10 protein-coding genes are annotated in these 11717 nt (G+C 59.7%); 6 read left to right on the top strand and 4 right to left on the bottom strand.

Annotation, left to right across the window (positions count from 1 at the left end; all coding sequences use genetic code 11):
* On the top strand, positions 1-286 hold a 286-nt coding region (locus KDL09_RS17185), incomplete at its 5' end, for an acyloxyacyl hydrolase (RefSeq protein WP_294387817.1).
* A gap of 59 nt (positions 287-345) precedes the next feature.
* The gene (locus KDL09_RS17180; protein WP_294387769.1) at positions 346-1575 is read left to right on the top strand and encodes a serine hydrolase domain-containing protein; all 1230 of its coding nucleotides are present in this window, start codon (positions 346-348) and stop codon (positions 1573-1575) included.
* Here KDL09_RS17180 and KDL09_RS17175 read toward each other — a convergent pair.
* Complete coding sequence (locus KDL09_RS17175) at positions 1572-3293, bottom strand: chloride channel protein (protein ID WP_294387765.1); 1722 nt, start codon at positions 3291-3293, stop codon at positions 1572-1574. The two genes, KDL09_RS17180 and KDL09_RS17175, sit on opposite strands and share 4 nt — an antisense overlap.
* 193 nt (positions 3294-3486) lie before the next feature.
* Between KDL09_RS17175 and KDL09_RS17170 the strand changes: the two genes are divergently transcribed.
* Complete coding sequence (locus KDL09_RS17170; RefSeq protein WP_294387762.1) at positions 3487-6219, top strand: cytochrome c; 2733 nt, start codon at positions 3487-3489, stop codon at positions 6217-6219.
* A 67-nt stretch (positions 6220-6286) separates the two neighbouring features.
* On the opposite strand, the gene ruvA is transcribed toward KDL09_RS17170, so the two are convergent.
* Positions 6287-6892: a Holliday junction branch migration protein RuvA gene (gene ruvA / locus KDL09_RS17165; protein WP_294387759.1), complete on the bottom strand. Its 606-nt coding sequence runs from the start codon at positions 6890-6892 to the stop codon at positions 6287-6289.
* A gap of 120 nt (positions 6893-7012) precedes the next feature.
* On the opposite strand from ruvA, the gene KDL09_RS17160 reads away from it, so the two are divergent.
* Entirely contained in the window at positions 7013-7612 is a 600-nt protein-coding gene (locus tag KDL09_RS17160; RefSeq protein WP_294387756.1) for a class I SAM-dependent methyltransferase, read from the top strand.
* A gap of 6 nt (positions 7613-7618) precedes the next feature.
* Here KDL09_RS17160 and KDL09_RS17155 read toward each other — a convergent pair whose 3' ends face one another.
* Both KDL09_RS17155 and htpG read right to left on the bottom strand, forming a co-directional pair.
* Entirely contained in the window at positions 7619-8008 is a 390-nt protein-coding gene (locus tag KDL09_RS17155; protein ID WP_294387754.1) for a hypothetical protein, read from the bottom strand.
* An 83-nt stretch (positions 8009-8091) separates the two neighbouring features.
* Complete coding sequence (gene htpG, locus KDL09_RS17150; RefSeq protein ID WP_294387750.1) at positions 8092-9930, bottom strand: molecular chaperone HtpG; 1839 nt, start codon at positions 9928-9930, stop codon at positions 8092-8094.
* Positions 9931-10047: 117 nt separating this feature from the next.
* Between htpG and KDL09_RS17145 the strand changes: the two genes are divergently transcribed.
* Together KDL09_RS17145 and KDL09_RS17140 are read left to right on the top strand one after the other, a co-directional pair.
* On the top strand, positions 10048-10482 hold the full coding sequence (locus tag KDL09_RS17145; RefSeq protein ID WP_294387746.1) for a YidB family protein: 435 nt from the start codon (positions 10048-10050) through the stop codon (positions 10480-10482).
* Between the two features lie 43 nt (positions 10483-10525).
* Entirely contained in the window at positions 10526-11716 is a 1191-nt protein-coding gene (locus tag KDL09_RS17140; RefSeq protein WP_294387743.1) for an ABC transporter permease, read from the top strand.
* Position 11717: the final 1 nt, after the last annotated feature.

The following is an 11717-nucleotide window of genomic DNA, read 5'->3' as shown; positions in this document are numbered from 1 at the left end:
CGCCGCTCCGTCGATCGAATGGTGGGATCCCACCGCGACCTGGAGTGTCTTCGGCTCCGCCGGCGGTGGCGTCGGCTGGGTCGATTCACAGGGCGCACCGGGAGGTCAGGGGCAGGACTTCACCTTGAACTGGTTCGGACAGTTCGGCGTGTCACGCGTGCTGACTCAAACATGGTCCGTCCGCGCCAGCGCGATGTTTCAGCATCTCTCCAACGGCGATCAGACAAACCCCAATCCCGGCCTCAATTCGCTGGGCATTCTGTTCGGTCTCAGCCGCAATTTCTGATCGCAGCAAAATGATGCTCGCAGGCGGGCTCGATGCATTTCATGGTGATCGCCACCGCCATGAGCCTTCGCATCCTGTCCGCACTTGTCTTCGTCTCTGCGTCTCTCCACGCCGCCGACCTGTACTTCCCGCCACCCGACAGCGAAGGAGGCTGGCGTGAGGCGAAGACAGAAAAAGCCGCCAAGGAACTGGCGGGAATGGATCTGTCTCAGCTCGAACCCGCGTACACCCTGACCGAACGCTCCACGGGCAATGGCGGGCTGCTCGTGGTGCACAAAGGCTACCTCGTGCTGGAGCGCTACTTCGGCAGAGCCAGCCGCAACTGCAATCCGGACATGGCCTCCACCGGCAAGGCCTTCTGCAGCATCGCCTGCGGCATCATGCTTCACGAGTTCAAGGACAAAATCCCCGACGGACTCGACACGAAGGTCTTCACCGAGAAATATCTGCCCGAGGCCTTTCCACTCAATGATCCATGCAAGGCGGACATCACGCTCGGTCAGTTGCTCTGCATGACCGCAGGTTACTGGGGCGAAGGGCAGACGCCCACCGGCTACGTCAAAGGAGATCCCAAACCGAAGCAGCTCAAGCCCGTGCCCGGGCAGAACATCCGTGACCTCGACAAGTCCTCGCTCAATGTCCCGTTGTGGTGCGATCCCGGCGCAGGCTACTCGTATTCGTCCCCTTCCCCGCACATCGCCAGCATTGTGCTGCGACATGTCACCGGCATGGAGTTGAAGGACTACATCGACACCCGTCTTGCGAAGCCACAGGGATGGGGCGCATGGGACTACTGCCTGCATCGCAGTGACTTCGTCATGCCCCATGCCAACGGCGCCGGCAGCACCGCGCTGCATGCGACAGACGCGGTGCGCTTTGGTTACTGCCTCGCCCATGACGGGAAGTGGAAGGACCAGCAGCTTGTTCCGCCTGACTACATCAAAAAATGCCAGACCTGGAGTCCTTACAATCCGCACACGCCCTTCTCGCTCCAGTTTGAGCACAACGCCGACGGCCATGTGGCCGGCGCACCCAAGGACGCGTTCTGGAAGTCCGGCGCGGGCGGCTTCTGCCTCTACATCGTCCCTTCGCTCGATCTCGTGATCTACAAACTCGGCGGCAAAGACGGCCAGTATGATCCCACCCTCACCCGCATCCCACAGCCGGAGCAGAATCACGATCGCGACAACTGGCAGCCCTTCCCTGGCAACGCCTTCATGGAAGGCTCCGGCACGGCTTCGCTCGGCCGCATTCTCGAAATGGTGTGCTCCGCGGTTCGTCTGGACTAATCATCACCCTCTTCGGTCGCATGGCCATAGGACATCTGCGCGCGCAGAAGGTCATGCAGGGTGACCACGCCCAGCAGCGCCTGCTTTTCATCGCACAGCACCACCATGCCCACGCTCGACGCGATGATGCGTGACTGAATGTGCCGAATGCTCTCATGCGGATCCGCCGTCACGGCCGGCTCAAACTCGGGAATCTCCTTGGTCAGCAGCGACCGCTCCATGTCATGCCGGGTGAGCACCCCGACCACGTGCCCGTCCTGAAGCACTGGGAAATTGGCATAGGGATACTGATCGAACGCCTTGTGCAGGGACTCCACCGAGAGATCGGCCAGCGAGACCGGATGAAAGTTCGCGATTGTGGACACCGGAAGCTGCTGCCAGGTTTCAAAGTCGCGCGGTGGAATGATGTGCGTGAGGCTGTGTCCGTCCTGCTCCAGCACGGCTTCGTAGAAGTTTGCGTGCATCAGACGACGGCTGATCGCCTGGCTGATCAGGACACCGAGCATCAGCGGCAGCACGAGGGAGAATTGATGCGTCATTTCAAACACGATCAAAATCCCCGTGACCGGCGCACGCACCACGGCCCCGAGACACGCGCACATTCCAACCACGGCCAGCACGACCAAGTCCGTCCCCTGCAATGGCAGCACCAGACTGCCCAGACCTGCTGCCGCCAGTCCGGCCATGCCGCCAAAGAACAGTGTGGGAGAAAAGATCCCGCCGCATCCGCCAAGACCGTAGCAGAACACCGTGGCAACCAGCTTTGCCAGCAGCAGCAGGGCGGCCAGTTGCCAGGCCAGCCGTCCGGATAGCGCATCCGAGAGATCATTGTAGCCGAGCGAAAAGACACCGAGATGCCCCGTCTGTTTCCAAACCATCACTCCGATCACCCACGTCACCAACGCTCCCACGGTTGGCAGCGCCCACATGGGAAGACGACGCTGGGTGCGGGTCCATCCCCTCAGCTTGAGACTGCTGTGTTGAAACAGCAGGCCGGCAAACGTCGCGCAGGCGGCCACCCACGGCGTCATCACATACACCTGCCAGCCCGGCTCACCATTGACGACCATTTGAAACGCAGGCTCCGCGCCGAGCGCACCGTGTGCCACGAGCGCACCGATCACGGAAGCCATGAGCACGTTGCCGAGGAAGCGGCTGTTCAGATCGCCGATGATCTCCTCCAACACAAAAGTTACTGCGGCGAGCGGCGTGTTGAAGGCAGCCGCGAGTCCCGCCGCCGCACCTGCCGCCGCCGGCATGCGATGCTTGGCCTTTGCGAGTCCCAGACGCGTGGCGACCACTGATCCCAGCGTTCCTGCCATTTGCACAGACGGCCCCTCACGGCCCAGGCTCATGCCGCTGCCGATGCTCAGCGCACCGGCCACAAACTTCACCCACATGATCCGCGGAGACGACCAGCCAAATTCCTTCCAAAACGCCAGCTTCAACTGCGGAATTCCACTGCCCGCCGCCGCCGGACCACACACATGCAACAGCAGACCGGAGATCAGCGAAGCCGCCAGCATGAAGGCCAGCGTGCGCCACATGAAGGTGTCGGGCGACTGCTCCGCCCAGGCTTCAAACGTGCGTCCGTAGAGGAGGTGGATGCACTCGTGAAACGCCACCGCGATTCCTCCCCCCGCCACGCCATAGATCGCCGTCGCGACATACAAACGGGGGCGCGGCGGCAGCTTGGCGAGGAGGCTGCGTAGACTCATGCTTACACCAAGCACAGCTTGATACTCAGTCCAATGCGGATCGGGCCGGGTCCCATCTTTATGCCTGTTTTTTCAGCTCCAAAGGTTCATCTGACGCCACACAACTGCACCTCACCCCCATCTCGCGTTCCGAAGCCCCGTTTCGACTCAAGGAGTTGACAGATCATCCCCGTCCCGCCTGTTCTGTTCCGTCATGAATTTCCGTCCGCTCGCAGCGCTTCTGTTCCTCGCCACACCACTCCTCGCCCAAAAGTCCGCACCAGCGGCTGCGCCTTCGCCATGGGGCGACTTTGTGGAAAAGGATTTCCCCTTCTTCAGCAGCGTGCTCGACTGCCGCGACCTCGGCGAAGGCTTTCCGAAGGACAATCTCACACCGCGCGGCCTCATCCTGAATCTCGGCCACAACCTTTGGGCCTGCTTCGACACCGATCTTCTCCGCATTGCCTGCATCTGGGAAGGCGAAGAAGGCAAACCACCCGTCACGCCGGATGCGCTCGCGCCCGGATCGTATCACGTCGCCGGACAGAAGACCAAGGACGGTCAGGAGTATCTGCCGAAGCCGATTGGCAAGGTGTGGCTCGCGAATGGCATCTATCCGGGGTGGCAAGTCGGTGAGAAACCTGATTTCAGTGATCCGCGTGAGCCTGCGCCGAGCAAGGAGGAGGTGGGGAGAGGCAGCCTCGGCAAAAAGGGACACTTTGAGGGCATTTCGCTAACCGAAAGAGGAGCCTGCCTTCACTACGAAGTTGGTGGCCGGCGAATCAAAGAATGGCTGACGATAAAAGAAGCCGGCCCCTATCTCGCGGTTCAAAGATCGGTCGTCGTTGGTCCAGGAACAGAAGCACTGGCTTCAGTATTTGGAAGCCTGCCGTTTGGTCGCGCCGACTCAGGAGATATTTTGTGGGTATCGCGTGCAGGCAACTCAGTGGCTAAATCCTTCTCTAAATCAGGCTCAAATGAAGTTCGTTTTCATTCGTTGCCACCGAGAGACAAATCGGGTGAGTTCCTTTGCGCAGTCGGCCGCCAGCGCCCTCCTGTAAACGAAACCGGGGATAAGATTAATTACGCAAGCAGAGATCCTCAGTTTGAGATTATCCTGCATTCTCTTTGGCCTCAAACCATCACCACCACCGCCACCCTCGGCACCGCCAAGAGCTCCTACGCAATCGACGACATTCCCCTGCCTCTCGACAATCCGTGGAAGCGCAATGTGCGACTCGCGGACATCGCGTTTCTCAATGATCAGGGCGACGCGGCGGGCGTGACCTTTGATGGCGATGTGTGGCTCATCTCCGGTTTGAAGGGCGATCTGGAGAAGGTGACATGGAAGCGATTTGCGAGCGGTTTGCATGAACCGATGAGCATTGTCGCTCAGCCTGCCATGCTGGCACGGACCGACGTTGAGTCGATTCCCAAGGTCCCACTCCAAGTGTTCGTCTTCGACCGCAACGGCATCTGGAAGCTGGTGGACACGAACGGCGACAAGGAATGCGACCGCTATGAGATGTTCTGCAATCTCTTCGCGCAGACGGCGGAGACGCGGGAGTTTCCGAACTCGATGAAGCTGGGACCGAAGGGCGAGCTTTACATCTCCAAAGGTGGCCAGGAGGGCACGACGATCGGCAAGCACAACGGCACGGTCATCAAGGTGGCGGCGGATGGAAAGTCCTTCGAGGTCATCGGCTACGGACTGCGGCAGCCGTTCATCGGCGTGAATGAAAAGACCGGGCTCGTCACCGCGAGCGACCAGCAGGGCAATTACGTGCCCTCCACACCGTTGCACATCATCAGCGATCATCATTTCTACGGCCACCTGCCAACGATTGCGCCGAAGGAGAAGTATCCCGAGACGATCACCGAACCGCTGACGTGGATCCCTCATCCGGTGAATCCGAGCGGCGTGACGCAGACCTGGCTGCTCGATGCGAAGATGGGACCGGTGAACGATGAGCTCATTCACATCGGCTACAATCGTCCCGAGCTCTTCCGCGTGCTCATCAACACACGCTTTGAACGCCCGCAGGCGGCGGTGACAAGCTTTTCACGCGACTTCGACTTCCCCACACTCAACGCAAAAGTGAACCCGGCCGACGGCCAGCTCTACGTCGTCGGATTCCAAGTCTGGGGCACGGTGGTGAAGAAGATCAGCGGCCTCGCCCGCGTGCGGTACACGGGTGGCGAACGCGTGCTGCTGAAAGAAGTCACGCCCACCGACAAGGGTCTCCTTTTGCGCTTCAACGCGAAACTGGATCCAACGCTCGCGACGAATCCTGACAGCTACAACGCCGAGCGTTGGAACTACCGCCGCACGCCGGACTACGGCAGCCCGCACCTGAAGCTCGATGGCAGCACCGGCCAGGAATGGATGACCGCAAGCAGCGCCTACCTCAGCGAGGACGGCAAAAGCGTACTCGTCGGCTTTCCCGACATGAAGGCCGGCGTCCATCAGATGCGTATCGGCTGGGGGCTCAAAGGCGCCGACGGATCACCTGCACAAAACGCCGCCTACTTCTCGCCTTGGGAAGTGCTCACCTTTGACGCGAAGAAGGAAGGCTTCGGCGACATCCAGGTCGATCTCACCCCGCGCAAAGCCACCACCGTCGCCGCGGTGAAACCCACTGCAGAAGAAGGCGAGCGCCTCTATCAAATGTTCGGCTGCATGGCCTGTCACAGCACCGACGGCACCCTCGTCGGCAAAGTCGGCCCAAGCTGGAAGGGCCTCTACGGCACCGAACGCGAGATCGCCAAAGGCACGAAAGGCAAGTTCAAGGCCGACGAAGCCTACCTGCGCGAATCCATCCTCAATCCGAGCGCCAAAGTCGTGAAAGGCTTCGAAAAATTCGACACCGGCATGCCCATCTACGCGGGCATCTTGAATGATTCGCAGATCGAGAGCCTGATCCTGTATATCAAGAGCTTGAAGTGAGGTCAAGGAGATGGGGACTCCGTCCCCCGTTTCCATCCCTGGGGGACAGAGTCCCCCACTCCTTGGTTCAGCCCATGCTCCGCAGCGCCTCGCGGATGAGTTTGTCCGCCGTGTCCAACTCCGGTTTCTTCGTGAGTTCGTTCACGACTTTGATCGCCTCGCCTTGCTTGTAGCCGAGGGCGATGAGTCCGAGCACCGCATCGGTCTGGGCCTCCTGCTTCGGATCATGCGCGCCTTTCGCCGTGCGTGAGGCCTGCCAGGCATCGACGACACCGACCTTGTCCTTCAATTCCAAAACGATGCGCTCGGCCGTCTTCCCACCGACGCCCTTGATGCGCGCGAGCGCCTTCACATCGCCCTGAATCACCGCGTCCTTGAACGCCGCCACCGGCATGCCGCTGAGCACGCTGAGCGCCATCTTCGGCCCAATGCCGGACACACGATCCATCAGCAGGCGGAAGAGATCCCGTTCATCCGTGGTCATGAAGCCGAACAACGTGTGATCACGGTCCGTGACGTGGTAATGCGTGAGCAGCGTCACCTCATTCCCCGGCTGCGGCAGTTTGTCGAAGGTAGTGAGAGGAATGAGCGCCACATAGCCGACACCATGAACGTCGAGCGTCACTCGATGAGGCAAAGCTTCGGCCAGGATTCCGCGCAAAAAGGCTATCATGCGCCCATGAAGGCGAGCACGCGAAGCAAACGCAAGCGGAGGTTTGTTACCAATCGAGCAAAGGCCCCCGAAACCAGATGCACCCTCAGCCAAACCCGGCTTTGATGCCTCCCTATCGCCATGAAACCCGTCGAAGTCGCTCAAAGCTACGATGCCATCGCATCGCAATGGTCAGGCGAGGACTTCAATCGTGCCAACGGCATCGAGGAACACCGCAAAGCGCTGCAGTTCCTTGATCGCACCGGCAGGGCGCTTGATGTCGGCTGCGGCAGCAGTGGAAGGTTCATCAAGCTTCTCTTGGAGCGTGGCTTCTATGTCGAAGGGCTCGACATCTCGGCCGAAATGATCCGTCTCGCCCGTGAGCGACATCCGCAGGTTCCGTTTCATCAGGCCGACGTATGCGATTGGCAGCCGCAGGACCAATACGACTTCATCAGCGCCTGGGACAGCGTCTGGCATGTGCCATTGGGCGCGCAGGAGGCCGTGTGGCGCAAGCTCTTGAACGCGCTCGCTCCAGACGGCGTGCTCATCCTCACCACCGGCGGCCTCGACGAGTCTGGAGAGGTGCAAAACAATGCCATGGGCGTTTCCATGTATCACGCCACCCCCGGCCTGCCCGCCCTCACCCGCCTCATCGACGACTGCGGCTGCGTGATCCGCCACCTCGATTATGACCAGTGGCCGGAGAAGCATCTGGTCGTGGTGGTGCAGCGACTTTAAGCTTGGTCACGGTTCGTCAGGCGTGATCCAATGGTCACGGTAACGAACTATTACAGGGGGATGGGTAGATCGAACGATCTTCAGGACATCAGGCACGTCTTCGTCTCGAAGAGGGTCCGCCAACGTGAACTTATCGTCCTCCCAATGAATCCAGATGATGCCGCCATCACCAGTCCAAGGTCTGGCCTTTAAACACAAAAACCTCGGATCTTTTTGAAACAACACGTTCAGGACTTCAACGTGTCTCGTGGCAGCACTCAGATTCCTCATCTGTGAGGTCGGGAAAAAGCGAGTCCAAAAAATCGCCACCGGAACTCCTATCAACAAAAGCCAGGCATTGAATGGAATGCGGGAGAGAAGATTGAGACGCGACATGACAAACTGAACCGCTGTCATGCGACGAGCGCAAAATGAAAAAGGCCGAAACGAGGTCGTTTCGGCCTTCAACGTGATCTCGGGCTGAAACCGCGACTGGCTTTTTAGCTTGCCAGCTTTTCCATCAGCTTCTGCGTGCGCTCGATGATGCGCTGAGGTTCGTCCAGCAGTCCGGCGGACAACAGCGCGTTGTCGAGAATCTGCTCGGTGATGAGCCCCGCCGTTTCAGGGTCGCTCTTGTGAAGCTTGGAGAGGCCTTTGACGAGTTGATGGCGCGGATTGATTTCGAAGACGACCTTCGGTCCGGGCATGCCGCCGTCTTTGCCAAGAGCCTTCATCATCTGGCGCATCTGGGGTGTCATTTCGCCTTCGGGCGTCAGAACGAGGGCCGGAGAACCGACGAGGCGCTTGCCGGGGCGGACAGTGTCCACGCTGGCGGTCAGGCGTTCCTTGATCCAGTCACACAACGAGGTGGTTTCCGCCTCCGGAAGTGATTCGCCCTCAGCGTCGCTGTCACCAAGGTCAATGTCATCGGCGTTAACCGCCTTGAGGTCTTTGTCCTCAAACTTGCTCAGGCTGGAAACGACGTATTCGTCAATCGTTTCAAACATGAAGAGCACTTCAATGCCCTTGGCCTTGAAGGCTTCAATATACGGCCCGCTTTCAATGGCGGAACGGGACGGCGCGACCTGATAGTAGATGGCCTTCTGGTCGCCCGTCATGCGCTTCACATAGTCGGCGAGCCCGATGGTCTCACCCGGCTGGGTCATGCTTGATTCAAAGCGCAGCAGTTTGGCGATGGCCTCGCGATGGGTGTAATCGGTCGCGATGCCTTCTTTAAAGAAGCGGCTGAAGTTCGCATAGAACTCATTCCACTTCTTCGCATCATCCGTCGCCTCCTTGTCGAGATGCTTCAGCAGGCGTTTGACGACGACGTCGCCCAGTTTGCGCACCAGCGCACTGTCCTGCATGGATTCACGCGAGATGTTAAGTGGAAGATCCTCGCTGTCGATGACGCCGCGAACGAAGCGCATCCAGTCAGGGAGCAACTTCTTCGGTTTTGGATCGATGAGCACCTTCTTGCAATACAGACCGACATTGGGCTCCATCTGGCCCATGCCAAACGATTCCATGTTCTGGGTCGGAGTGAAGAGAAGCGCGTTGATGGCGATGGGAGACTCGGCCTGGAAGTGCAGGCGGTAGCTCGGATCGTCGAAAGCGTGGGCGGTGAACTTGTAGAACTCGTTGTACTGCTCCTCGGTGATGCCTTCCTTCGACTTCAGCCACAGGGCCTCGACGGTGTTGACGCGCTCGCCGTTGAGCAGAAGCGGGAAGCTGACGAAGTTCGAGTGTTTCTCGAGGATCTGCTTCACCGTGCTTGCTTTGGCGAAGTCGGCGGCGTCTTCCTTCAAATGCAGGACGATTCTGCAGCCGCGCTTCTGATCCGGAGACTCGTCGATGGTGTAGCTGGAATGACCGTCGCTGGTCCAGACGAGGTGCTCGCCTTCGTTTTTCCAGGAGTGCGTGTACACCTGCACCTTGTCGGCCACCATGAAGGCCGAGTAGAAACCGACGCCGAACTGCCCGATGAGCGTCGCGTCGTTCTGCTTGCCAGCGTTTTTTAGCGCCGCTGCGAAGGCCTTCGAACCAGAATGGGCGATGGTTCCGAGGTTCTCGACCAGCTCTGCGCGGGTCATGCCGATGCCGGAGTCCGCGATGGTCAGCGTGCGGGCGGTTTCATCCGTGGTGATGCTGATTTCAAGGGCGGCGGAAGGGTCAAAGATGTCCTTCTCCGTCAACTGCGTGAGACGCATCTTCTCCATCGCGTCAGCCGCATTCGAGACGAGCTCACGGATGAAGATCTCGCGGTCGGTGTAGAGCGAGTGGATGACGATATCGAGGACTTGTTTGACTTCGGCCTGGAATTCGTGGGTCTGGCTCATGTGTAGGTGTTGTTTTTGGGGTTGGGGGGCCGCGAGCATAGCGCCCGGCTTTGCATGGTCAAGGTTTGCGGTTCTCAGTTTGACTTTGCCTTCCCCTCCCCCACACTCGCGCCCACCATGGGACTCTTTGATTCACTCGCCAAAAATGCGCTGGGCGGCATGCTCGGCGGCTCCAAACAAGACCCCGCCGCGATGCTCTCGGGCTTGCTGAATGAAGCGGGCGGCCTGCAGGGTATGATGGCCCAGTTTGAAAAAGCCGGCATGGGCGAGGTTTTTTCCTCATGGGTGGGCACAGGAGCCAACCAGCCGCTGACTGCGGACCAGATGCAGAACGCCATCGGTGCCGATTCGCTGCAGGGACTCGCCGGCAAGCTGGGCATGAATGTGAACACCGTCCTGCCGCTCCTCACACAGTTCCTTCCCCAGGTGATCGACAAACTGACCCCTCACGGCCACATCCACGAGAACAACCCGAGCGGCGGTCAGATTCAAAGCGTGCTCACCAGCGTCATCAGCAGCGGTCTGGGCGGATTGTTTGGCGGCGGCCGTTGAATTGGGTGCGCGGAAGAGAGAACCACAAGCGTAATCTCGGCTCATGCTCCGCCTCGCCCTCAAAATGCTGTTTGGTGATACAGCGAAGTATCTCATGCTCGTCGCGGGGCTGGCAGTGGCCACGTTTCTCATGGCGCAGCAGACGGCGGTGTTTTGCGGATTGATGAGCTGGACGAAATCAACCCTGCGCAATGTTCCGGCCCCGATCTGGGTGGTGGAGGAGAAGGTCGAGCAGGTCAATGAAACGAACCCCTTGCTGGATACGGATGTGGCACGCGTGCGCAGCGTCAGCAGCGTTGCCTGGGCTTCACCGATCTATTCAGGCATCCAGCGCGTGCGCCTGGAGAACGGAAACTTCAAGATGATCCAGCTCATCGGCATCGATGCCAACACGCTGGCCGGAGCACCGGCCAAAATGCTGAAGGGAGATCTGATGAAGCTGCGACTGCCGCACTCGGTGGTGATCGACGATCTCGGGGTCACCCGGCTGGCACGCAAGCGTGGTGACAAAGTAGAGGTGGGCGATGTGTTCGAGCTCAATGATCAGGAAGCACGCGTGGTGGGCATCGCCGATGCGCAGACCTCGTTCACCGGTGGCCCTTATGTTTGGACAACTTACGAGAGGGCGCTGCAATATGTGCCCGCACAGCGCAAAATGCTGCAGGCGGTGATCTGTGCACCGCGTGAAGGAGTCAGCCTCGAACAGGCGGTGATCGACATTCAGCGCGAAACGGGCCTGCGTGCGTTCATCAACCGCGACGCCGGTTTCGGCGAGTTCTGGGCACAGCGCAACGGAGGCAGGACCGACAATTTCAATGTCTCCACGGTCTGGTGGTATGTGAAGAACACCGGCATCCCGATTTCATTCGGCACGACGGTGATCATCGGCCTGCTCGTCGGCATGGCGGTAAGCTGCCAGACCTTCTACTCCTTCGTGCTGGAAAACATGCGCCATCTCGGAGCTCTGAAAGCCATGGGCGCCTCCACCGGCACGCTCTGCCTGATGCTGATCACGCAGGCGTTCACCGTCGGCATCATCGGCTACGGCATCGGCCTGTTGGGAACGGCAGGCTTCGCCATGGGAGCGCTGAAAAACGAGCAGCCGCCTTTCTACATGCCGGACTTCGTGCCGTTCGCGGTGCTGGCGGTTGTTCTAGGCATCTGTTCGCTCGCGGCCCTGCTGGGCATCTGGCGCGTCAGCCGCCTTGAGCCCGCGATGGTGTTCCGCAGCTGAC

It is taken from the genome of Prosthecobacter sp. (genome assembly GCF_020439865.1).
GTDB lineage: Bacteria > Verrucomicrobiota > Verrucomicrobiia > Verrucomicrobiales > Verrucomicrobiaceae > Prosthecobacter.
Note: the sequence above shows the minus strand (reverse complement) of the source record. Positions and strands in the feature narration are given on the sequence as shown.